A 26,491-nucleotide genomic window follows, 5' to 3' on the forward strand; every position below is an offset into this window, starting at 1 on the left:
AATAGTAATTATTATTATAACTAATTAATACAAAATGTGGTCAAAAAAGACACTGCATAAGCAGTATCTTTCAAGTGTTAATTGGTTGTGTGATAATTAGTTTATTAACCCTTAATTGTTGATCCTTGTCTAGAAATAGCGTTCATAATCTTTTTACGGAAAATGAAGTATACAATGAACATAGGAACAATAACAATGATAGCTCCAGCCATACGGATGTTTTGGTAAAGACCCATATTTTCTCCTGTTTCACTACGTCTAATACCAACAGTAAATAATCATGTTGACATAACGTCAATCTTATTACCAGAAATAAGTGCTGGTCATAAGTAGCTGTTTCATGAAGCAAGAGATGTAAGAATAATAATAGTTAAAGTTGTTGGTGTTACCATTGGTGCAGCTATTTTAAGGAAATATCTCATTCCTGTAGCTCCATCAACTAGTGCAACTTCTTTTATTCTTCCAGGAATTGCTTCAAAAGCATTTCTGAACATCATAGCATTGAATATAGATGCAACGAAAGGAAGAGCGATTGCTAAAATAACTTTATGCAATTCTTGTTGAAGACTTAAATTAACAACCATTTGGTATTGTCCTGAAAGTAAAGCAACCTCAGGTAGTACCAATAGTGAAAGTAAGATACGTCATATTATTTTCTTACCGGCTCATTTTTGAAGTGAGAAAGCATAACCCAGTGACATTGTGACTACTATTTTTAAAACAACAGAAATCAAAACGTTACTAAATGTTACACCTAAGGCTTTTCAATAACCTTCAACAAATGCTTGACTAAAGTTTTCTCAATTTAGTCCATCAGGAACTAATTGCAGTCCACCACCCGAGTTCATTAAATCGATTTGGTCGTTAGACATTAATGATGTTGCAACCATATAGTAGAACGGGAACAAAATAACTAGACCAAATAAACATAGAATAGTTAATTTGCTTAAAACTGATAATCCTAATGAGAATAAAGATGTTTCATGGACTTGCTGAGAAACTTTTTGACCATTTCTTGCAAGTCTTTTTTTACCGAATCAGTTTTGTAGAATTAATTTTTGTTTGAACATTTCTTTCTCCTAACTGATTTGCGAGTTTAATAACTATATCAAAACCACCACGTAGGATTGTTGAGAAGGCGACCCCTATTAAGAATAGGAAGATAGATGCAACCCCAGCATCAGAGAAGCGGGAACTTATAACTGCATTATATACATAAAGCATGAGTGTTGATCCACCATTTAGGATAGCTTCTGCTGGATTGTTTGAGAACAATGCAAGTGGGAAGACCTTAATACCTCCTATAACACCAATAGTTATTAAGAATGTTGTTGTTTTATTGATAGAAGGTAATGTAATTTTGAAAAATTGTTTTACAGTTCCTGAACCATCAATAGAAGCTGATTTATATAAATTTTTATCAACAGACAACATAGCTGTTGTAAAAATTAAGATATTGAATGCTAAGTTTTGTCATATACCTAAAATGAACATTGCAACAAAAGCATTTCAACCAGAATCGTTACCAGAAGTTAATCAAGCAATATTTACACCAAACGCACTATTAATAACTCCGAATTTAGCATCAAAGATATTAATGAATGTAAGTGATATAGCAACTCCACTTGTTACATATGGTAAGAAGAAAATTGTTTGTCATAAACCTCTTGCTCATTTTTTGTAAAGTAATGAAATTGCCGAGGATATAATTAGAGAAATACTAATTATTATCGGTAATGAAAGTAATCCATAAAGTAATGAATTACGAAGTGCAACACCATATAACGGATCTTTAAGAAGATACTTAAAACCATCTAATGAAAAATGTGCTGATTGAGGATCCGCAGGATTATCAAGAGGTAAAAACGCATCTTTTATTGTTATAAAGAATGGTGCAATGGTGAATAATGAAATTATTATTACACCAGGTAAAATTAATAGAAAAGGTTTGTAAAAAGGAGTTTTCTTTTCTAAATATGATGCTGATATATTAGGTTTTTTAGCAGCAACTTTTTTGGTTCCATATTTAAATAAAAACGGAAAAGTTTTTGCTATTCAAGCATACATATTAGTCATTGATTTTGTATTCCAAACGATTTTCGGTTACAGCATCAAAAACATGAAGTTTATTTATAGGAAGTTCGAAGTGAATTTTATCACCTATTTTATATTTGTATTCATTACCAAGTAGCATATTGATTCTTCCAACATTTTCTACTACAACAAGTAATTTAGATTCCTTACCAAAATCTTCAAGTGCTATTATTTGACCAGTAATAGAATCGGTTGTAGGTTTAGATTTAATTAAGTAATCTTCACCTCTAACTCCGATGTTTAAATTACCTGTATCTCTGGAAGGTACACTTATTCCTTTTACCAATTTATCTAGCACATAGGCTTTTCCATTTTTTGCAATAGCTGGGAAAAGAGCCATTTCAGGCATTCCTAAGAAACGAGCAACAAATTGGTTCGTTGGTTTATTATATAGATCAAGTGGTGTTCCAAGTTGTTGTACTTTAGAAGTAGACATACATATTACAACATCGGAAATCGACATAGCTTCTTCTTGGTCGTGAGTAACGAAAACTGTTGTTATACCAAGTGATTGTTGAATTTCTCTAATTCATTGACGAGTTGAAATACGAAGTTTTGCATCAAGGTTTGAAAGTGGTTCATCCATTAATAAAATTTTTGGTTTTTTAACTATAGCACGAGCTATAGAAACACGTTGTTGTTGACCACCACTTAAACGAGTAGGTTTCTTTTGAAGAATAGGAATAATTTCAACACGTTTTGAAACTTCCATAACATCTCTATGAATAGCTTGTTTAATTGTAATAATGTCTTTTGAATATTCTTCTAGTAATGCTTTTTCTTCTTCATTAAATATAATTTCACGAGTTTTTTTGTTTTCCTTCATCACTGAGAAGAAATTATATTTGGCATTTAATTCAGCTCTAAGTTTTAAATGAATATTAAGCATTACATCAGGTAAAATTTTTGATTCTTGATAAGCTTCTTTAACTAAGTTCTTAGAATCTTTGTCTTGTGAATATTTAGCTTTTACTAAATTAAATTCTTTTTGAGCTGTAGCTTTTTCTTCTGAATAAGCTTTAAATACTTTTGCTCTATTTATAGAGTATTTATGTTTGAATAAAGTTACTAAAACCTGTTGTTCGTGTTTTAGTAGTTTAACTTTATCTTCCAATGAAATATTTTCTTTCATTTGGGCGTTTATTTTGAGTAAGTAATCTTGTATCTCGTTAACTTTGTTTTGGGCATCATCACCTTTTGATGATTTACTTAAACTTGAAACTGATAGCAATTCTATTGATAAAGGTGTAAATTCTTTTTCTAGTCCTAGAACTTTTTGCTCATTAGCTTTAAGTGTCTCAGCTGATATTTTAGCTTTTGTATCAATTTTTAAATTTTCAATGCTTTTTAAAATTGACTTAGCAAGAGATGATAATTGTGCATCTCTGTGAATCTTAGCCATTTTAAATTTAGTTTTAGCATTTTCAAATTCTTCAATTGATTCAGCTAGAATTCTTTCGTAATTATGAAATGTATCTTGTTTTAAATAGTAAAAATCGCTTAATGTACTATTTAGTTCGTTTATCTCTTGTTGGCTAGCACCAAGACGTTTTAGGTAAATACTTGCAATTTTCATTGTTGCAAGTTCTTTTTTCATAAGAATATTGTTTTTTCAATGACTGTCATTTTTCAATGGAAAAGCAATATTAGAATATACACTTAAGTGTGGATAAAGTGCATAATTTTGAAACACAAAACCTAATTTACGCTTTTGAGGTGAATATTTTGTAACATCATTACCTTGGAATAAAACTTTTCCAGAGGTTGGTGTTAATAAACCTGCAATAGCATTAAGTGTTGTTGTTTTACCTGAACCCGATGGTCCTAATAAAGTAACAAGTGTACCTTTTTTAATCTTAAAACTTACATCATCAACTGCTAAGGTTTCCCCGAAGTCGATAAACAAGTTTTTTAGCTCAATAGCAGGTAATTCTTGTTGTTTACTTTCTAATCTTTTCTTTCTAAAATAATCAATACGATCAAGGACATCCTTGTTGTTATCTAAATTTTTAGAAATAGATTTAGCTTTTATTTTGCCTTTTAGAGAAGATAAAAATTCTATTTTCATTTTTCTCCATTATCTTTTGTTTACTGGTATGTAAACAAAATCCGATATTTTTTTACCTTTGTTTTCTTCAAAACGAAGGTTTGCTTTTATTATTTGTTCAATGGTTGTGAAGCCTTCATCAGAAAAATCTTTATCTGAGTAAATTTTTCAACCATTATTTTGTCTAGAAATATAAATTCCACTTGTGTTGTTGGTTACATCATATTCATCGTTGAATATTTTTCAAAAACCATTTTGTTTTTTCTTAGCTTCTTTGTAAGCTAAAACAATTCCATATGATTGATAGTAACTAGGTAAATCTTCACCATCAAGAGTTGCTTTAAGAGCTTCTGAACCATTTGGTAATGTATAACCAGCTCTTACTATTTCAGTTGAATATTCATATTCGAATTTATCACCAAAATAAATTGAACCAACTAATCTATCATAACTTGGTTGTCCATCAGTCATAACTCTTACTTTTTGGTTTGGTAAAATTGTAACTTCACCAAATTTAGATGCTGCTTGCGCCCATACTAATTCAATAGGTTTGATTTCAATATTTCCTGGTAAAGCTTTTTCTGGTGTATCAATTCCTAAAACTCTAATTTTTTTACCTTTTTTAAGTTCAGCTTCATTTTGTTTATAAAACAAACGAGAAATTTCATTATCACCAGCAGTAATATTTTTTAGGTATGGTGTGTCACCATCTGCTCATTTATCGAGTTCACCTTCAATATACTTTACTTTTGATCAATCAACATCTGAAAATTTATATGCTGACTTTTCATCAAATTTAACTTTATCTAATTCTTCCTTACCTTTTTGAATTTTTTGTTCAATTGTGTAGTTTTTTGCACATGAAGCCACTATGAAAGGAACTGATAGCACAAAAGGTATTGCTATCAATGATAATTTTAGTTTTTTACTAATCATTATTATCTATCAAATGGTGATGATTGACTATTAATTTTTGGAAGAATTGAGTTTTCGTATGTAGCCAATGGTTCGTTCTCAGTTCCATTTAAAATTGATGTAAATGGACTCTTTCATGTTGAAACAATAACATTTCTATAAGCGTCTGTTAATGAGTCAGCGGGTTCTTCAACTAGTGATCATCCTGCTTCTGTAATAGCTTTTTTGAAATCTTCATATGTTTGTTTAACGAAGATGTTTGCTTTTTTATCAGGTTTTTCTAACGCACCTTTATATGGAACAATGTATGAAGCTTGAAGTGATACGTACTCTAAAGCTGTAAATTCACCTGATTTTGATTCAGCATCAGGAACTAAAACACCTTCTTTAGTTTTTTCGTATACCATTTTTCCATCTTTATCTAAATAGTAAATGGCTCCATTTTGTGTTCTGAATTTAAACTTAAATTTCTTAGATGTATCGGTTACTCATTTAATGAATTTTCTTGTTGCTTTATCTTCTTTTTCATTTCCATGGATTGCAATTAATGATGGTCCTTGAAGATATACAGCATTCATAGCATCTGTTGCTTCTCATTTTCTAGGAGCATTAGTTACAAATAATTCACCTTTTTGAACAGTTCCTTCTGTTGTTAATTTAAATTTAACAATAAATGATTTGTCATTTAGTGTTGTTTCGTTAGGTACGATGTATAATTTTGTAATTTCTGAAGAAGTTTCAGACTTTGTATTAACTGAAACAATACCCAATTCTTTAACATGTTTTTGATTTTCATCTTTTGCTAAAATATTATCTAAGGTTTTATTTCCTAAGAATATCATAGGATTTTTATTTAAGTCTAGATTTTTTATTGCATCAGCAAAATCTTTATCATCTTTTTCTGTTGCTAAAAATAGATCGTGTTTACCTTTTGGTGTAGCTTTTGAATTAAATAATTTGTTTTTGTATTTACCTTGTGTAATTTCAGCTACTAAATTCGGAGTACCTTGTTCCCCTAATTGTGTTAATGTTCAAATTGTATTATATTGAATTTCAACTTTTTCAATCGAGTAATCAAATCCTAGTTTAGCTTCTGCTTTAATATTGTGGTCATGACCAGCTGTTGAACCGATTGCGAAACCAATTTGGTGTTTAACTTGGAATGTAGATGAATAAGCTCCATTCCCTCCAATGTAAATTGCACCTTGTCTCGCTGCTTCAAGTAATGTTTTTGCAATTTTACTTAATGATTTATATGCAAGAGTGTCTTTTTGTTCATATGGTTTGTAATCAATGAAGTTTCCTTCTTTTAATTTAATATAGAATTCCTTAAAGTCATTCTTTTCTTTTGCTGTCATTGCAAAAACTTCTGTTGCTAAGAATCCTGCAATATCATCGATTCCAAGCATGTGTAAAGACCCTTTTGGATTTTGTTTTGAGTTTTCAAAAAGATTTTGTGCACGAACTGCAAAATCAATTAATGTTGTTCCATTATTGAATATTTCACGTGAAATTACATAATCTTTTGATTTTTTTGCTTCTGCTTCAACAACTTTTCCCCATAAATTAACAACATAATTTCTATCGCCTTTACCAGCTGCAATAATTTTATCAAAGAAGTCTTTATCTTCCGCTTTAATAGTTGCCCCATTTGAAGTCATTGTTTCAATTACATAACTTAGAACTGGTCCGTTAAGTGCTGTAACCAATGAAGATTTAGCAAATGGAAGTGCACTTATGTTTCCTGGCACAACTTTAGCAATTCTATCGTTGAAAGTCATAAAGTCTTCTTCAAATAAATTACGTGTAATTCCGTATTGGTCACCTACTGGTGTTTCCTTTTTGTCTTTTCCATTCATTGTAACAGTTTTATCTGCTAAATTGAGCTCCATTTTATAACCAGCTATTGAAGCCAATGCTGTTGGGTATGCTAATAACATATTTGGTAATTGTTTTTTATCAGCAACTTTCATATATTGAACAACTTTTGAAGTAACATCTCCATAGCTGTTTCCTAAAGATTCTACAGAAACAGGTACAAAATCTGGTGTATCTTTTTCTGTATTATTGTAAATTTCTGCTAATTGTTCTAAAGCAAAAATTTGTGGACCTGTTTTAGATAATCCAACTCCTATAACAACTTTATTATCATCATTAGTATCAAATCTATTTACACCACATGAAATAGCACTTACTGCTGTTGCAGTTAAAGCTAAAACTGTAGCTGATCCAATTATCATTTTTTTGGATTTAAGTTTCATTTTTCCTCCGTATATAAATCGCCTATATATTATATTACGTATAAAATAAAATATAGGCTTTGAGACCTATATGTGGAAATATGGAAAAAATTAAAAATTAAACTACTTCAAATATTTTTTTATGTCGTTACAACATCATTTTAATCTCTTTAAAATTCCTTTTTCAGATGCCGAATGTCCGGCTTCACCAACAATAAATAAAGTTGAATCATTTAACGAATTATGCAATGAATAAGCGTATTTAGGTAATGTTACCATATCATATCTTCCATGAACTATGTATGTTTTAACATTCTTTATTTTATTTAAATTTTCCATTATTCAGTTATCACTTACAAAAAAACAATTATTAACAAAATAGTGTGTTTCTAATGCTGAAATACTTAAAATTTCGTTAGAGTTTGATTTTAAATGATAATTATTTTGTTTTAATGTAACTAAATTACTTTCTAGATAAGAAAAATGGGTAGCCGCTTCTAAACGTTTGTCTTCATCTAAACCAGTCAACAAATCATGATATGAATTAAGTATGTTTTGTTGCTTCTCGAGTGGTAAATAATTTTTATATTTATCAAAAACATCAGGGAAAAATTTATCAACACCTTCTTGATATAATCAATGTATTTCATCTTTAGTTCCTAAGAAAATTCCTCTTAGAATTAATCCTAGAACTCTATCCGGATGTTTTATAGCATAACTAAGTGCCAATGTCGAGCCTCAAGACCCGCCAAAAACTAGTAATTTTTCAGCCTTAACCATTTTTCTTAATTTTTCAATATCAGCTATCAAGTCTCAAGTTGTGTTGTTAATAGTTGATGCAATAGGCTTGCTTTTACCACAACCTCTTTGATCAAAAACGATGATGTTGTAAAATTTAGGATTAAAGAAATCTTTAGAATTTTTGCTTGACGAACCTCCAGGTCCACCATGTAAAAATATAACAGGAACTCCTTTTTTATTTCCGGATAGTTCATAAAATATTTCGTGGTGATCGTCAACTTTTAATCAACCTTCTTCGTAAACAAATGGCTTCATAATCACTCCTTAAACTATCTTAAAATTATAAAACTTATTTATTAATACTTAATATTATTTTTAAACAAATATCATATAATATGATAATTCGGAGGTGAAATGATAGAGGTTCAAAATTTATCAAAAATTTTTAGTGATAAAAAACTTTTTGAAAATGTTAATTTAAAATTTTTAGATGGAAATACTTATGGAATAATAGGTGCAAATGGAGCGGGTAAGTCTACCTTTTTAAAGATTTTAGCTGGTGAAATAGAAGCAAGTTCAGGAAACATAATTATTGAAAAGAATAAGCGTATTTCTGTTTTATCACAAGATCATAATGCTTATAACGACTATAATGTAACAGAAGTTGTTATTATGGGTAATACTGATTTATATTCGGTAAAAGAAAAAAAAGATGCTATATATGCTAACCCTGATGCTACAATGGAAGATTATACACTTGCTGGTGAATTAGAAGATAGATATGGTCAACTTGGTGGATGAACAGCAGAAAACGATGCACAAGAGTTATTGTCAAATTTATCTATACCAAAGGAAAAATGGGAAGTTAAAATGCATGATTTAACGGCTAACCAAAAAATTAAAGTATTGCTTGCAAAAGCTCTTTTTGGTAATCCTGACATTTTAATAATGGATGAGCCAACTAACCACTTAGACTTAAAAAGCATAAAATGACTAGAAAACTTTTTGATTGATTATCAAAATGTTGTTATAGTAGTTAGCCATGACTCTGACTTTTTAGATGCTATTTGTACACATACAGTTGACATCGATTTTTCTGAAGCAAGAATGTATACAGGAAACTACTCATTCTGAAAACAATCATCAGAACTAGCAAGAGAAATGATGAAACAAAGTAATCTTAAAAAAGAAGCACAAATGGAAAAGCTTAAAGATTTTATTGCACGTTTTAGTGCAAATGCATCTAAGTCAAAACAAGCTACATCACGTAAAAAATCACTTGAGAAAATTACACTTGATGAAATTAAGCCATCTAACCGTAAATATCCATTTATAAGATGAGACATGAATAGAGATCATGGTAAACAAATATTGCATGTTGAAGATTTAACATATGTTAATGAAATAGGTCAAACATTATTTAGCAATATATCATTTACTTTAACTCCTAGTGAAAAAATGGTAGTTATTGGTGATGATGATATAGCAAAAACAAAATTACTTGAAATACTAGCCGGTAACTTAAAACCAACTTCAGGAAAAGTTACTTGAGGTCAAACAATAAAAACAACACACTTTCCAAATGATAACTCCGCATTCTTTAAAGGTAATGAAACAATAATTGATTGGATATCAAAATGACCTTCACATAACTCAACTGAAGAAACTAAAGATAATAGCGATTCGAGAATGAGAGGGTTTTTAGGTAGAATGCTCTTTTCTAACGATTCTGTCTTTAAAAAAGTATCTGTTACAAGTGGTGGAGAAAAAGCAAGATTAATGTTTTCTAGAATGATGTTACTTGAAAGTAACTTCATTATACTAGATCAACCACTTGATCACTTGGATACAGAAAGTATCGATTCAGTAATTGAAGGTGTTAAATCATTTAAAGGTGGCGCTATATTTACAACATATAACCGCGCTTTTGTTAACCAGTGTGCTGATGTTATTTTAGAAATAAAAGATAATAAAGAAAGTTTCTTATTTAGAGGGACTCTTGAAGATTACGATCAAATAATGCTTGAAAAATAATAAAAAATTGCAATTTCTTGCAATTTTTTTATCTTCTTTTCTTTATCATCTCTGTTCTTATTAAATAAGCAATCATGAAAATTAAAGCAGCTACCAACAATGCTGTAATAACTATAAATCCATAAGACTGTAAAGAGGTTTTACTGTCTTTTTTTGGTTTTTCCGGTGTTGGAGTTGGTTTACTTTCAACAACACTTGAAGTAGATTTTTTAACAAGTATGTTACTTATTTGATTTAATTCTTTTTCAATTTCTTTTTGCTCTTGAAGTGTCATTTCTGGTTTTTTAGAAACTTTTTGTTTTATTTCTTCAACTTTATTTTTATATGCTAAAAGCGATTCAGTTGTAAATGTGTCTTTTTGATCAACATTTGATTTTTGTTCAACTTGTGCTAAAGCAATAGCTTGATTTTTAACAAGTAAACTTCTTTTGTTTTTAAGTTCTAAAATTTGATTATCATACTCACTTTTATTTATTGTTTGAATAGCTTTGACTTCTTCTATTTTCTTGGTAAGTTCTTGAAGAAATACATCCTGAGATTGAGTTGTATAAATTTCTTTATTTTCAATTATTTTTGCTTGTTCTAAAGTATAAACTAAAAAAGTTTTATATGTAACAAGTAATTTATTAAACTCCTTAATGCTTTCGATTTCTTGAGTAAGTTGTTCTCTTGTAACTGATTTTGGTAAAGAATTTAACTTGTTTTGAATAGCTTCTTGATACTTAATAATCGATTCATTTGTATAAATATTTTTATCAATATTATTCTTTGAAGTTTCCAAATTAACCTTTAGCACAGTAGAATTAGAAATAAGTTTCTCTTTTGCTTCACTAATTTTTATAAGTGCTGTGTTAAACAATTCTTGAGATGTAATATGTTCTTTATCAATTGATTCAATCACCTTTCCATAAATGAAAGAACTTTCTTGTGTATAAATATTTTCATCTATTTTAGATTCTAATTCAATAAGTTTTTTATAGTTAATATCACCTGTATCGATTTCTTTGTCATATAAACTAAATTCTAAAACAGCAGTATTAGTTCATGCTATTGAACCTGCATCTCATTTTGTTATAACTAACTTAACAAATTGAGCTTCAACAGGCATTGAAAAGTTGTATTTATAATTTGCTTTTTTAACACCGTTTGCTTCTCTTTTTTTAGAGTAAATTAACTTCGTTTTTAAAGTTTCGGTGTTAGTTAAATCATCTTTATTTATTGAAGCATATATGTCAAAGTCAAGAATATTATCTCTTTCAAAAAGAAGATCTAATGATTTAATTGATTGTTTAGAACCTAGATCAACTAATAAATGGTGTCCATTTGGAATTTCATTTGGTGATTTTTGATGTGTTGATCATCTTGATTCCTTAGTTCTAATTCCATCAACTGCATTTGCTTTTGGAAATTTTTCTTCTTCATCATCAGCTTCAACGGTTTTATTTAATGCCAAGCTTGTTAAATTCGTTGGAAAAACTACATCTTTGAAAAAGTATGAGTTATACAACTCAAACGATACAACACCAGTATTTTCTCATGTAATACCACCACCTGTTGCTGATCAGTCTTGTATAAGTAACTTGACAAATTGAACATTCGTTTTTTCATCTACTAAATCGATTCTATACTCATGAATCATATCACTCGCTTCCATTGCTTTAGAATCATAAGCAAGCGATTCTTCTTTATCAATGTCTTCTGCAGTAACAGACATATAAACTTTAAAATGTTTAATGTTGTTTCTTTCAAACATAACATTAAATGATTTAATAGTTTCCGGTTTTTCTAAGTCTATCAACATTCAGTGATTATTTGTTTCGGTAGACTTTCCTTGTAATGTAGCTCATCTACTTACTCTATCGTTATCTAATGCTCCTGCTTTAGGATTAGGTACTTCTTCATTGTCAACAGTAACCTTGGTTTTATTAAGAGCTAAATTAACTCTTTGATTACTGTTTTCAACTACAGCAGTGGTATTTGTCGATACGCCAACTAAAGCCATTGCTGGAATTGATAATATAGCCACACTCCCCAATGAAGCTATAATTTTCTTGGTTTTCATTTTTCTCCTTATTATAATTTGTTATTAATTATTAATATTTTATATAAATATTAATATAAAAGTAAATTGAAAAAAACTTTAAAAATTTACCAATCATCCTTTTAATTAAGTGTAGATGTCAATGAAAAGAAAAACCTCATATGAAAATTATGAGATTTAACTTTTTAAATTGTATTATTTATCTTTTTTTCTTTTTATGATAAATAGAATGATTGCTGCTACAACACCAAATCCTAGTAATGTTGACAATACTATAGCAGTTATAGCACCTCCTGACAACTTCTTCTTAGGAGCAGTTGTAGGTTCTACTGGAGTGGTCGGAGTTTCAGGAGAAGTAGATTTTTTAACTAAAGCTTTTTGAATTAAGTTTAATTCTTCTTCAATGGCTTTTTCTTCTTCTTTAGTCATTGAAGTTTTATTATTTATTTTTTCATTTAGCTTTTTAATTTCTTCTTCATATTTTGCTAATGACTCAGGTGTATATTCTTCTTTTTTAACTTCTTGTTCTTTTGCTTCAACCTTTTGTTTTGCAACAACTTTATTTTCAATAAGTAATTTTTTATGATCGACTAAATTAGTTTTTTCACTAGTATATTCAGTTCTTGTAATATGTTGTTTATTTTCTAAGATGCCTTTTTGTTTTTCTAAGGCTGAAAGATATTTATCAACCGATTCTTGAGAATATATTGACAGATCCGTTCCTTTGGTATCTTCAATATCTTTAATAATTAATGCTTTGTTTTCAACAAGTTTTGTCTTTTCAGAATTAACAGTTGTTATTGCTTTATCATATTCACTTTTGGTTGTTAAAGTAGATTTATCTATTTTAGCTATTTCTGTTTTAAACGTTTTAACAGAAGCTTCTGTATAATGATCTTCTTCAATTTTAATTTGAGTTTCAAACATTGTTGGAAAATCTTGTTCAATATCAACCAAAATATCTCTAACAATTTTATCTGTTGGTGAAGAAACAGAAGTAATCGTTTCTCTAACTATAATGTATGATTCTTGATTGTTTGCTTCAATAATTTTTGATGTTACTGTTTCTTTTGATGAATCATTTCCTGAAACAACAAGCTGAGAATTAGTTATTTTATCTGGTTGTAATCTTGGACCTTTTACTGTTAAATTAATTGATTCTAATCTTTGTAATTCTGTTTTATCAGCTTTTGATCATTCGTTAGTTTGCGATATGTTGCTTATTTGACCTTTAAATGAATTTGAAGATGAACCAATTTTTTCAAGAGGCATAAAGAATGTGCTGTTTTTAAATGTAACTTCATCTGTTTTTGTTCCGTTATTTCATTTGTATCCATTTCTTCCAACCGCTTCTCCCCCGGTTTCGGTTCCATTTACAAATAATTTAGTTTTACCACGTTTAGTTCCTTGTGGAATACATACTAATTCAATTTCAACTCACTGATCTAATGGTAGTTCATAATTAAATGAATAGTCCATGTTTTCTCTACTAAATCCAAATTTTCCTGTGTATTTTTGTTTTGCTTTAATAGCAAATTCACCATATTCAGATTTAGCAGAAAATAAAATTTCTTCCTTTTGATTTGCTGGTGCCGCTTGTCTTTTTACTCTAAATTTAATTTTATTATTAAATCCTAATATACCTATAGGCAAGTCTGCTGATGAATTACCACCATTTAATTGTAGATATGAATCAGCAGAATCTTTTACAAGAGTAGCATTATTTAAATTAGTAATTAATTTATATGTTCCTGCTTTATCAAATAATTTTTCATTATCTGTTTTACCTTTAAAATCAAAATTAAATAATTGTCTTCTATCAGCTTCAACTTTTCTTATTTTTAGTGAATCATCATTTGGTGAAATTCCGATTTTTTCATTTAACGTTTGGAATTTAGTTCAATCTAAATCGTTTCCATCATTACCGTTTCCTCATAGTTTTAATCCATAAACAGGCAATGCATCCATTAAACTTGTATGTAAATCAAGTTCATTTAATCCTGTAGCATGTGTGTCAAGTAAAGCATCACCTCATATAGCAAATGCTCCACCTAACATTTGATCTGATGCTGCTGGTAAATGTGCTCCAGCCGCAACATTTGCTTCTCAAGTGTTATATATATTTTGGGTTGAAAGGTAGTCTTGATAAACTCCTCTTCCGCCACCTCCGTTAGGAACCATATAACCAGGTTGATCAAGAGTATTAATTACTTTATATCCATAATCATACATGTCCATAGGTTTAGATCAATCGTTTGATCATAAGTTCATTTCAACATCTTTTGCAAGTTCTTTATTTATCGATTTTGTTGAACTTTTTATTCTAGAAAACCCACCTCAAATTCTAACTTGGACACCTTTATCTTTAAAGTGTTGGAACATAATATTGCAAAAATCATAGTATGAATCAGGAGATCCTTCAAACTCGTCAGCTCCTATATGAACAGTGATCCCTTTATCTTTACTAAAGATTCCATCTTTATCAATATACTCATCTAATAGTTTTTTAATTAAAGTTATTGCTTCCGGTTTTCTAATATCAATGTGATCTATTAATGGTCTTCGACCACCACCGTGACCACCAAATTCCATAAGCGCAAATTCTTTAAATATTTTTGTTACTGATAAGGCATGAGCTGGAACGTCAAGCTCAGGAACTATTTCAATTCCAAGTTCTCTTGAATAATTGATGAATTCAACAAATTGTTCTTTTGTGTAGTAGAAGTCGTCAGCAGTAACTGTTTTACCTTCGTTATTTTTTACAGTCGATTCAAGTCTTCAAGCTGAATAAGCATCAAATGCTTTTTCCATACCTTCTTTATCTTTTGAAGGCACGTGATCTTCAAGTCAAATTAAGTTATCGCTTAAGTGAACTTGTAATGAATTCATCTTGTATCAAGATAATTCTTTAACAAAGTTTTTAAGCATTTCGATCGACATAGGTTTTCTACCAACATCAATACTTACTCCTCTTAATCTATATTTTGGATAATCTTTTATTAATCCTTTTTCAATTTTTGAGTGAGTTTCATCTAATTTTAAAATTTGTAAAAATGTTCTTGTTGCTCAATAAGCTCCAATTGAATTTGTTGCATTAATCTTAATGTTATCTTTGATTTCCATACCATAAGTTTCTTTATCATAACCAGGAATTTCTTTTTTTGTCAAATCAATAATTAATGCACCCTTAATTATTGATTCATCAGCAGGCGATTCTTCTAAAGTAATTGTTTTATTAGTTACTTCTTTGTAATCAGCTATTAATTCATTTAACATTCTTGTAGAGTTTACATCTTTATCACCTTTATAATAAACTTTAAGGTTGTCTCCTAATTCTAATTTTTCTGTTGAATCAGAATATCATTCAGCAAGTTCAGGAATTAGGTTAGGTTTCTTATTTTTTGCTGCTTCTTGAGTGTGTAATCCAGGTACTTTTACTGGTTTGTTATAAAGTTTTGTAATTTTACCTGTAGCTGTTTGAGTGAGTTCAAAATCAACTTTTACTGTTTTTTCAGTTAATGGCTTATGTACATTTAAATTTTTGTCAATGATTTGTTCATAATCAGTTCCCAAATATTTTAATACATAACCCGCAGGAACGGTTGGAATAATCAACTTTGTTTGTTCGGCATTTAATTGTAAATTGTCTAATGTTGCTAAATCTTCTAAAATATTATGTGTGTCAATTTCTTGATCATAAAGTGAAAATTCTCTCACACTAACATTAGGTCATTTATTATTACCCGCATCTCATTTTTTAAATAATACTTTTATAAATTGAGCAGTAACAGGAACTGTAAAATTGTATTTATACTCTTCTAATTTTTCTGAATTTGCTTCTCTAATTTGAGAGTAAATTAATTTAGTTTTCATTGTTGTTGCTGTTTCTAAATCTGCTTTTGTATTACTTGCATAAATTTCAAACTCTGAAATGTTGTTTCTTTCAAGCAACAAACTAAATGATCTTATTTTTTCTTGTTTTCCTAAATCAAGCATTAAGAAATGCCCATTAGGAACGGCTGATGATTCATTGCGTTCTGTTGCTCATCTTGTTTTTTCGTCACCATCAACAGTTTTATTAGGTGTATTCCCTGTTTCATTATTACTTGCAGTAGCGGTTTTTCCTTTAGCAAGATTATTTAATGTTGTGGAATAAGCAACGTTTTTTTTGAAATAAGAATTAAACAATTCAAAAGACACAACTCCGGTGTTAGCATAGTTTATTCCTCCACCTTGCGAAGTTCAATCTTGAATTACAAGTTTAGCAAAGCGAACTCCTGTTTTTTCGGTAGATAAATCCATTCTATATTCTGATTTGATTTGACTTCCACTCATTTCATTAGAATCATAAACCAGTGATTCTGATTTATTAATATCTGCATCTGTTGCTGATAAATAAAGTTTAAAATGCCTTATGTTATTTCTTTCAAACAAAATGTTAAATGATTTAACTGTTTGTGGTGTTTCCATATCCACCTTAATTCAATGTGGATTATTTTTCGTTGAAGTCTTTTGGTTTGTTGATCACCTTGAATATCTATCATTATCTATTGCAGAAGTTGCTGGAAAAGGTCCTTCCTGATCATCACTGGTAACCTTTGTTTTGCCGGTTAATAAATTTACTCTTTCTGCTGGAACAGTTTTTGGTTCTGGTGTTGCAGAAAGCGCTACCACTGAAGCACCCATCACCCCTATTATTGATGAAACACTAACAATAGTTAAAAGTTTCTTTTTATTCATATATATCCCTCCAAAATATCTAATAGTAATATTTATAATTAGATGAAACAATAATATTACTATATGATGAATTAAAAATAAAATTTGATTTGTGGAAATTTTTTCCATATGTTGGAATAAAAAACTACCAGCAAATTGGTAGTTATTATATCAACATTTATTTTGATTTCTTTTTATTTTTTATTATCACGAAAGTTATTAATCCAATTAATCCAACTGTTAATAAAGAACCAATAACTATCCCCGCTACAGCTCCACTTGATAATGATTTTTTAGCAGTTACATCATCTGATTTATCAGAAGAGTCTACACCATTTGATAAATCTTTTTTAGTTAGTGTTTTAGATATTTCTTCAAGTGCTTCTTTTAAAGTTTTTGCTTCACTTTTTGTTATATTATCCTTTTTAGAAAGTTTACTTTTATGGTTATTAATTTTGAGTATATAATTATCAAAAGAGGCTATTGTATAGTTTGTTTTGTCAATTGATAAATATGTTTCTATCATTTCTTCTATTTCTTTTTTATTAGTTTTTAAATCATTTTCAGTTGAATTAATAAGCAAGTTAAAATCATATAATTCTTGAACAGTTAAATGATCTTTTTCTTGCAATTTGTTTTCTAACTTTTTAATCATTTCTTTGAATAGAGTAACCGATTCATTTGTGTAGAACTCAGCTTTAAATTCTATTGATTTTGAATTTAGTTTCTTCGATGCATCAACCTTGTTTTCAACTAGATCGTTTTTATAAGGAACTAATTTGTTTAACAATTCGGCTAACTCACTTCTGTTTAATTCGTTTTTAGAATTTTTTAATAAATTATCAAGTTTAGAAACATAATTATTTCAAGTTTCTCTAGTATAATTGACACTATCAGAAATTGTTATTAGTTCATTAATTTTAGATTTTAGAACACTATAATTTGAAATCAATTTGTTTTTGAATGCTTTTACTTTTTGAACAGCTTCATCAAAACTTTTTTGATTTTTAATTAATGTTAGATCAATCGTTTTAACTAATTCATTATAATCTTGAACACTTTCAGATGAGTATAATTGCTCAGTTATTATAAAATGATTTTTAATTAATAGTAGGTAATCTAACTCAATATTTAGCAAGATATCTTTTGTAAATTTTGTTGCTGCATTGGATTTTGAAGTCAATGTTTGTCTTATAATTATGTATGATTCAAGATCGTTTCTTTCAATAATTTGAAAGGCTATTTCCTCTTTTGTAGGATCAATACCATTTGATTGTAGATTAGCAATTTTACTTGGAATTGTATTTGGTTCAACGGAATATGAAGTTCTTACATTTTCTAACCTGGTTAATTCATCAATGTTATTTCCAGTTCAATTGTTTTCATATGAAATATTTGAAATTTTTCCTTTAAAAGAATTATTATTATCCCCTATTTTTTCAAGAGGTATGAAGAATGAACTATTTTTAAATGTGTGTTCTGTGCCATTTGTAAATTTAAATCCATTTTTACCAACTGGTCTTTCATCTTTTAAAACTCCATCGGCAAAGAGTTTTAAAAACCCTCTTCTTGTTGAATCTTGTTCACAAATAAGTTCAATATCAACTCATTTATCAAATGGTAATTCATAATTAAATATGTAGTCCATATTTTCTCTACTAAAACCAAAATTATTAGAATTTTTTTGCTTTGTTTTTATTGCAAAATCACCATATTCAGATTTTGCTGAAAATAGAATTTCTTCACCTTGAGGAGTGGATGATTTTTCTCTTTTTATTCTAAATTTGATTTTGTTATTAAATCCCAATACACCTATAGGCAAGTCCGCAGATGAATTTTTACCATTTAATTGAAGGTAAGATTCACTAGCATCATTGTTAAGAAAAGCATTATTTAAATTGGTGATAAATTTGTTGGTTCCAGCTTTATCAAAAAGCATTTCATTATGGCTTGATCCTTCAAAATTATAATTAAATAATTGTCTTCTGTTTGGCTCAAGTTTCACCTCTTTTAATGGATTAATGTTTGGAGATGTAGAAATTTTAGAAATTAAATTGCTAAATTCTTTTCAATTTAAATCATTTTTATCATTTCCGTTTCCTCAAAGTTTAACACTATAACTTGGAAGAGCATCGAGAAAACTTATATATAAATCATGTTCATTAACTCCATTAGCCAACACGTCAAGAAGCTTGTCGTTTCATATTGCATAAGAACCACCAAGCATTTGTTTTGAACTTTCCGGGATTTTATAACCCCCTGGATTATTAGCTTCTCAATTATTATAAATATGCTCAATATCTAGAAAATCTTGATATGAACCCCTATCACCTTTTCCACGCGGAACCATATATCCATCACCTTCAATAGTATTTATTATATTAAATCCCATGTTGTACATATCGATAGGATTTGCTCATCTTAAAGACCAAAGGTTCATATCAACATCTTTAATTAGTTCAGGATCAAGTTTTACATTGCTGGTAATTTTAGATAAACTTGCTCATAGTCTAACTTTTACATCTTTTTCTTTAAAATGTCTAAACATGATATTTAAAAAATTATAATAAGCATCTCCATCACTTTCAAATTCGTCTGCTCCAATATGAACTACAACACCTTTTTCTTTACTGAATATTCCTGCGTTATCTATATAATCATCTAATAATTTTTTAATTAATTCAATACCTGCGGGTTTTCTAATATCAATATGATCAGTTAGAGGGCGATAGTTTGTTGGTCATTTTGACATTCATTCTTTAACTGCAACTTCTTTAAAAACTTTTGTTACGGCAAGTGCATGAGCTGGAAAATCCAGTTCAGGAACAATATCTACACCTAAATCATTTGCATATTCCATAAATTCTGCAAATTGTACTTTTGTATAATGAAAATCTTCCGAAGCAACTGTTTTTCCTTCAGAATTAGTTACTCCTGATTCAAGTCTTCAACCAGAATAACTATCAAATGATTCTTCCATTCCCGCATCATTTTTATGTGAAACGTGATTTTCTAGGTCAATTAAATTATCACTTAAATGCACATGGAATGAATTCATTTTATATCAAGCCATTTGTTTTGTTATATCTTTTAACATTTGCATTGATACAGGTTTTCTACCAACGTCAAGCATAAATCCACGAACTTTATACTTTGGATAATCTTTCATTTGCCCTTTTACAATGCTTTGTTTTTGATCATCAAGCCTTAATAATTGCAATAAAGTTCTTGTAGCCCAATAAGCTCCGGTTGTATGAGTTGCTTTAATTGATATATTATTATTTATATCCATTGTGTAAGTTTCTTTATCAAAACCGCCAATATTTTTATCTGAAAGGTCAATAATTAATGAGTTTGAAATTGTTGAAAAATCTATTGGTAATTCACTAATAATTTTTAAATTCTTGCCAGTTATTTCTTCGTAATCTTTAACTAATTCATCTAATAATTTTTTAGATGAATTGTCTTTTTTACCTATATAATAGGTATTTAAAGTTTGACTAACCGTAAATTTTTCGGTTGTATTTGAATATCATTCAGCAATTTCAGGAATAATATTTGGCTTTTTATTGTTAGCTGGATCTTGTTCGAATTGACCAGGAATCATAATTCTTTTGTTTGTATATTTATCAACATGTCCATTTTCTTTATTAACAATTTGAAAATCTAAAACAACCTCTTTTGAAGTTAACGGTTTATGTACATTAAATTCACTATCTACAATTTGTTCGTAATCTGCGCCATTAAATTCTAATTTATGACTTAGAGGTAATTCAGGAAATAAAATTTTTGTTTTTCCTTCATTCATTACTAAATGTTCAATAGCATAAACAGAATCAGATAGATTAGCAGTCTCAATTTCTTGATCAAATAAACTGAATTCAACAACTGAAGTATTAGATCATTTTAATGAACCGGGTTCTCAATTTTTAATTAAAAGTTTTACATATTTAGCTTCTATATCAGCTGAGAAATTATATTTATAATTTGTTTTTTTGATTCCATTCCCTTCTCTACTCATTGTATAAATAATATTTTCTTTTTTAGCCAAATCTTCTTTTTTATTAGCTGCGTAAATTTCAAAATCGAGTATGTTATCTCTTTCAAACAATAAATCTAATGATCTAATTTGTTTTTTAGTTTCTAAATCAACTATTAAGTAATGACCTTCAGGAACTAAATCAGGTTTTTTTTCGTTTGTGGATCATCTTGATTTGTTTTCTCTATTTCCATCAACCGCGTTTTTTGCTGGATAAACATTTTCTTGATCATCAACTTCTACAGATTTGTTTAGTGCATAATTTATTGGTGACATTGAGTACTTAACATTTTTTCTAAACAGTGAATCAAATAATTCAAAATTAACTATTGAAACTTGGCTCTTTGAATTTTTATCAACATCTCAATCCAAAATTAAAAGCTTAGCAAATTGAATATTTGATTTTTCTTTTTTTAGATCAAATCTATATTCATGAAACATATTACCTGCTGACATTTCATGAGAATCGTAAGCTAGCGATTCACTTTTATCTATATCTGTTTTATTTTCAGATAAGAAAAGTTTAAAATGTTTAATATTGTTTTGTTCGAAAAGCACATTAAACGATTTTACAGTAATTTTAGTTTCAAGATCAACCATTACTCAAAATGGATTTAATTTCGTCGATGTTCTTTCTTCGCTTATTCATTTAGAAGATCGGCTACCGTCAAGTATATTTGAAAGATTTTGAACAGAAGAACTATTTGTTGTAATTCCAGATTTTCCTTTCAACAAATTAATTCTTTGATCGGGTGTTTCTTCAACAGAACTTGGCGCAGTATAATTATTTGAACTATTAGCTGAAATTCCAATTATAGTTGCCGTTGCCGAAAGCATAATAGCTGACGCTCCAAAGATTTTAAGTATTTTTGATTTTTTCATTTTTAACTCCAATTAATTAATTTTTTTATGGAATTAATTCTATTCTTTTCTTAAGAATAAAAAATAATTTTTGATTTAAAAATCACACAACATTGTTGAGTGATTATTTTTTCATATTATTTTTTTAGTTTTGTTTCTTTATCATTAAGAATTTCTGCGGCAGTCCCCATTATGCTAGCAACACTTTGTAAGTTTGGCGGAATAATGATTTTTGTTGCATTACCATTAGCTAATTTTTCTAATCCTTCAATTGCTTTATATGTTAAAACTTGATTAGTAATATTGGTTTGATTAAGTAATTCAATACTCTTTTTGTGAGCTTCAGCTTTCAAAATCGAAGATTCTTTTTGACCTTGTGCTTCTAAAATTAATGAGGCTTTGTGTCCTTCAGAAACTTTTATCGCCGCTTCTTTGCGACCTTCTGCTTCAAGAATTGCAGCGCGTTTTTCACGTTCAGCTTGCATTTGTTTTTCCATTGCCATTTGAACAGCTTTAGGTGGAGTTATATTTTTTAATTCCACACGATGAACTTTTATTCCTCATGAATCACTAGCTTCATCAAGAGTTAAAGTTAATTTAGCGTTAACCGTTTCTCTTGAAGTAAGTGTTTCATCAAGTTCTAATTCTCCAAGTAAGTTTCTTAATGTTGTTGAAGCTAATTTTTCAAGTGCAAATATTGGTTGCTCAGCTCCATAAGCGAATTTTTTCCCATCTGTAATTTGGAAGAAAACCACTGTATCAACCTTAATAGATACGTTATCCTTTGTAATAATATCTTGTGGTTCAAAATCCAAAACTTTTTCTTTGTAGTTGTTAACAACTCCAATTTTTTCAATGAATGGTAGTTTAACATGTATACCATTTTCCCATGTTTTTTTATACGAACCTAGTCTTTCAATAATGTAAAAATTAGTTGGTTGAACAACTCTAATTGATGTTGCCAAAACAATAATTAATGCAATTAATAAAACTGCTGAAAGTACAATTAAAATAATAATTCCCGTTGTCATTATGCTCCTTTATTTTTTGTGGATAACAGATAATGTATTACCACTTATTGCCTCAATAATCACTAAATCGCCATTACTAAAAAATGTGTTTTGAGTTGGCCTTTTAGCTCTATATTTCTTACCTTCAACTATTATTATTCCGAATACTTGATCATCTTTTATTTGATCAAATATTTCAATAACCATACCTTCTTTGTTTAATAATTCTTGTACTGGATAATTTGTTTTGTTCTTTGAAATTTTTTTACCTAAGTGGAAAAATAAAACCGTTGATAAAACCGAAAAACCCAAAAACAAGAATACTTCTGTTAAAATAATTCCTAAATTTTGTTTAGTAACTAAACTAATAATTAGAGAAGGAATTGCTGAAATAGAAATTAAAATGCTATAGACACCAGTTGTAGCAATTTCTACGACCAACGCTATAATAATAACCAATATTCAAATAACAAGCATAGCAAATTGTTCTGAAGGAAGACCTAAAATATTTTCATGCATATAATTATTATATAGAATTATTTATTTAACAAAATAATGCAGTCATAGTTTTCACAAATCTGAAAATTTATTAATGCTGAATTATAATCGTCCATTGTCTATTTATTTAATTTTAAAAATAAAAATTACCAACATCCCTTTATCATAGAGTAATTGGTAATTTTTATTTTGAAATAATTTAATATATTTTAAATGAAAATTAAAATTTAAAGTGTTTTTTTATTTTATCAAAAGTAAGTTCTAAAGTTGTTTTAACAATTAAATCTGCTTCGGAAAAATCGTCTTTTGAATCATGTGTAACAACAACCGAATGCATACCAGCATCAAGAATTCCTTTAAGTCCAGCAGGGGCATCTTCAAATCCGATGCATTCATGTGGTTCTGCCCCAATACCTCTTGCAGCGGCTAAAAAAATATCTGGTGCCGGTTTTCCTTCGGCGATATTTCCTGGATAAACAATAAAATCAAAGTATTCTTCTAAGTTTAACTTTTTAAGAATCATTGGTGCATTATATGAACTAGAAGCTAAAGCGAGTTTAATGTTATTTTTTTTAGCATCTAAAATAATTCTCTTTATATTCGGTAGTGTAAAACTTTCATTAATTTCACTTTCAAGAAGTTTTTTATAGAAATCATTTTTAACCTTAGCCATTTCTAAAATTTCTTGTTCAGTATAATCGTTATCTTTTTTATAAGCCTCTAAAATAGCTTTTATCGTATCTATTCTAGAAAGACCTTTAAGTTTATCATTAACTTTTGCAGTATAATGAATTCCTATTTTTTCAACTATTTCTTTTCAAGCTCTAAAGTGTAATTCAGCTGTGTCTGTAATTACACCATCTAAATCAAAAACAAAACCTTTAATCATTTCTCACCTTAAATGTTTGTGGAATATTTGAGGCTATAACTTCATTTCCTTGAATTTTTATTTTAAGCATTTTACTTTTTGATTCTACTCACACAGTAAAATCATTTGAGTTAACTACAACCTTTAAAACTACACCTTGATAAGTTACTGAATAAGTTAATTCACTTCAAGTTTTAGGTAAAATTGGGTCAATGTTAATTTCGTTGTTATATCAAGCAAAACCACCATATCCAAAAATTATTACTTGTCAAATTGCAGCCAATGATCCTGCATGAATTCCTGCATCTGATGACTTCATATTTTGACCCAAATCAATATTAAGTGAATATTGGAACAATTTATAAGCTAAGTCCATTTTTCTTAATCTAATTGCTTGTAGAGCATAAGTGGATGAAGAAAGTGATGAATCATGAGTTGTAATAGGTTCATAGAAATCAAAGTTCTTTTCTATTATTTCTTTATCAAATAAGTGAGGCATAATGTATGTTAATAACACAACATCAGCTTGTTTAACCAATTGACCCGATAGTAATTTTTGACCATCCGTTGTTGAAAATAATTTTTTACCCGCATCCCCTAACATTTGAAAGTTAGAAATATCATTTCTTACTAAATTTAAAAATTGATCATTTTCCGAAATTACACCGTCTTTATTTGGTTTGGGTAATTTAATATTGTTATAAACTGTTTCCATTAATGCGGTTGGAATTTCATAAGGTAATTTTTCTCTTAGTGCTTCAAGTTTTTCTTCAGATAATTTACTTAATAAATCAAGAGCTAATCCAATGTTATATTTAACCATATAGTTAGTATATGCATTATTATTTATGTTTCCTTTATATTCGTTAGGTCCCATAACATCTTTAATTTCATAAGATTTATTTCTTTTATTCAATTCGGCTCTATTTGCGTAGAAGATAGCAGTATCGATTATCATTTCGTAACCCATTTTATCCATAAATTCTTGATCACCAGTAGCTATAAAATATTGATTTACAGCATAGGCTATATCTGCTGACACGTGAATTTCTTGACGCCTAGAAGCAATTGGAACTTGTTTTCCTGAAACAACATCGGCTTGACCTCAATAAGGACAAACTTCGCCATCTGTAGGTCATGCCATTTCCCACGGATATTGTGCTCCTTGAAGATTACTTTCCTCTTCTCTTAGTTTTTGTGAAAGTGCTTTTTCTCTAGCACCATTAATTCCTAAGTATCTATAAGTTAGTAAGTTTCTTACAATTTTCGGATCTGTAAATAAGTAGTTAGGATTTATAAAAAATTCTGTATCTCAATATGTATGTCCTTGGTATCCTTCCCCACTTAAACCTTTAGCCCCAACATTTGTATAAACCGAATCTTTAGGGATAAAATTATTCATGTGAAAAATTCCAAATTCCATTGCAAACAAGTCAAATTCAGCATTTTCATCACCTTTAATTTTTACGTCAAATTGGTTTCAGATTGATCTCATTGCTATGATTGATCTATCCAGTAAATCTTTATAATTTGTCTTTTGTAATTTATCTAATAATAATGAAGATTTGTGGTCAACATCTCTATTGCTTAATGTAGTTCCATCAATGTCTATCGATGTATTTACAGACATAATTTTTTCTAAGTTTATTGTGTCGCCTTGCTTGAAATTTAAATTTATATTAAATCCAATAGCACGTCTTGAAATATGAACAACATAATCATCGGTTCCACCTTCTATCTTTCTTCCATTTAGTGTCAAATTTGTAACCATATTGTGAACAATAAATCTTTTTGAATGTGTTGTTTCTTGTTCCATTTTAATCGAAGTTAAAGAAGTTCTTCTTTTATTCCCTTCTTTAAAATGTTGAGTTCCTGTGTTATTAACTTGTCCATTAATTGTCGGAAATAATTTAACATTAATTGGGTTTGTTTCATAATTTTCTAAACAAGTCAATGATATTTTTTGAGCATAAACATGTTTAATTTCTTGTGAAACAAATCTTTGGAAAACTAATTGAAACAACCCACTTTTTCTTTTAAATTGAATTGTTCTTGTTAAAATACCGTTTCTAATATCAATTGTTTTATTATATAAATCTTCTTCTCTTAATTGAAAAGTTTCACCATTTATGTCAATCATGGTTTGTGTTGAATCAGCTAAATTTGCAAGTTCAGAAACTTCTTCATCAGTATCTTTGTTAAAAATTCCATTTACAAACAAGTTTGGTTTGTTGTAAAAATCAAGTTCTTCATCAGCACTTCTTAATCCTAAATAACCATTACCTAGTGAAAAAATACTTTCAGTTTTAGCTGTATATTTTGAGTTAAATTTATCTTGTGTAATTTTTTTACCTTGTATATCGTAAGATAAATATTTTTCCATT

General features: G+C 28.8%; 14 protein-coding genes. 1 reads left to right on the top strand and 13 read right to left on the bottom strand.

Features of this window, described 5'->3' with window-relative positions; translation table 4 throughout:
* Positions 1-104: 104 nt before the first annotated feature.
* The 6 genes from MCRO_RS03585 to pip all read right to left on the bottom strand — a co-directional run bounded on the left by MCRO_RS03585 (position 105) and on the right by pip (position 8,352).
* Positions 105-1,070 carry a carbohydrate ABC transporter permease gene (locus MCRO_RS03585; RefSeq protein ID WP_013054575.1) on the bottom strand — a complete coding sequence of 322 codons (966 nt, stop codon included), beginning with the start codon at positions 1,068-1,070 and terminating at the stop codon, positions 105-107.
* Complete coding sequence (locus tag MCRO_RS03590) at positions 1,030-2,076, bottom strand: carbohydrate ABC transporter permease (RefSeq protein WP_013054272.1); 1,047 nt, start codon at positions 2,074-2,076, stop codon at positions 1,030-1,032. Before MCRO_RS03590 ends, MCRO_RS03585 begins: the two co-directional genes overlap by 41 nt.
* On the bottom strand, positions 2,069-4,162 hold the full coding sequence (locus MCRO_RS03595) for an ATP-binding cassette domain-containing protein (protein WP_013054347.1): 2,094 nt from the start codon (positions 4,160-4,162) through the stop codon (positions 2,069-2,071). The genes MCRO_RS03590 and MCRO_RS03595 overlap by 8 nt, the downstream gene beginning before the upstream one ends.
* Before the next feature lie 9 nt (positions 4,163-4,171).
* Positions 4,172-5,077: a thermonuclease family protein gene (locus tag MCRO_RS03600; protein WP_013054735.1), complete on the bottom strand. Its 906-nt coding sequence runs from the start codon at positions 5,075-5,077 to the stop codon at positions 4,172-4,174.
* Positions 5,078-5,079: 2 nt separating this feature from the next.
* The gene (locus MCRO_RS03605; protein ID WP_013054131.1) at positions 5,080-7,317 is read right to left on the bottom strand and encodes a P68 family surface lipoprotein; all 2,238 of its coding nucleotides are present in this window, start codon (positions 7,315-7,317) and stop codon (positions 5,080-5,082) included.
* Between the two features lie 102 nt (positions 7,318-7,419).
* Positions 7,420-8,352: a prolyl aminopeptidase gene (pip, locus tag MCRO_RS03610; RefSeq protein ID WP_041594084.1), complete on the bottom strand. Its 933-nt coding sequence runs from the start codon at positions 8,350-8,352 to the stop codon at positions 7,420-7,422.
* Positions 8,353-8,451: 99 nt separating this feature from the next.
* Between pip and MCRO_RS03615 the strand changes: the two genes are divergently transcribed.
* Positions 8,452-10,071, top strand: coding sequence for an ABC-F family ATP-binding cassette domain-containing protein (locus tag MCRO_RS03615; protein ID WP_013054622.1), 1,620 nt, complete (start codon positions 8,452-8,454; stop codon positions 10,069-10,071).
* Positions 10,072-10,099: 28 nt separating this feature from the next.
* Here the strand turns inward: MCRO_RS03615 and MCRO_RS03620 are convergent, their stop codons facing one another.
* The 7 genes from MCRO_RS03620 to MCRO_RS03650 all read right to left on the bottom strand — a co-directional run bounded on the left by MCRO_RS03620 (position 10,100) and on the right by MCRO_RS03650 (position 26,490).
* Positions 10,100-12,133: a discoidin domain-containing protein gene (locus MCRO_RS03620; RefSeq protein WP_013054509.1), complete on the bottom strand. Its 2,034-nt coding sequence runs from the start codon at positions 12,131-12,133 to the stop codon at positions 10,100-10,102.
* A gap of 174 nt (positions 12,134-12,307) precedes the next feature.
* Positions 12,308-16,852: a glycoside hydrolase family 20 protein gene (locus MCRO_RS03625; RefSeq protein WP_013054473.1), complete on the bottom strand. Its 4,545-nt coding sequence runs from the start codon at positions 16,850-16,852 to the stop codon at positions 12,308-12,310.
* A 157-nt stretch (positions 16,853-17,009) separates the two neighbouring features.
* Complete coding sequence (locus tag MCRO_RS03630) at positions 17,010-21,752, bottom strand: family 20 glycosylhydrolase (RefSeq protein ID WP_013054187.1); 4,743 nt, start codon at positions 21,750-21,752, stop codon at positions 17,010-17,012.
* A 116-nt stretch (positions 21,753-21,868) separates the two neighbouring features.
* Positions 21,869-22,762 (bottom strand): SPFH domain-containing protein, encoded by an 894-nt coding sequence (locus MCRO_RS03635; RefSeq protein WP_013054216.1) that lies wholly within the window; start codon positions 22,760-22,762, stop codon positions 21,869-21,871.
* Between the two features lie 9 nt (positions 22,763-22,771).
* Positions 22,772-23,260 carry an NfeD family protein gene (locus MCRO_RS03640; protein ID WP_041594085.1) on the bottom strand — a complete coding sequence of 163 codons (489 nt, stop codon included), beginning with the start codon at positions 23,258-23,260 and terminating at the stop codon, positions 22,772-22,774.
* A 199-nt stretch (positions 23,261-23,459) separates the two neighbouring features.
* Positions 23,460-24,128, bottom strand: a complete 669-nt coding sequence (gene pgmB, locus MCRO_RS03645; protein WP_013054781.1) for a beta-phosphoglucomutase — start codon at positions 24,126-24,128, stop codon at positions 23,460-23,462.
* Positions 24,121-26,490, bottom strand: a complete 2,370-nt coding sequence (locus MCRO_RS03650; RefSeq protein WP_013054538.1) for a glycosyl hydrolase family 65 domain-containing protein — start codon at positions 26,488-26,490, stop codon at positions 24,121-24,123. The genes pgmB and MCRO_RS03650 overlap by 8 nt, the downstream gene beginning before the upstream one ends.
* Position 26,491: the final 1 nt, after the last annotated feature.

The organism is Mycoplasma crocodyli MP145, assembly GCF_000025845.1.
GTDB classification, from domain to species: Bacteria; Bacillota_I; Bacilli_A; order Mycoplasmatales; family Metamycoplasmataceae; genus Mycoplasmopsis; species Mycoplasmopsis crocodyli.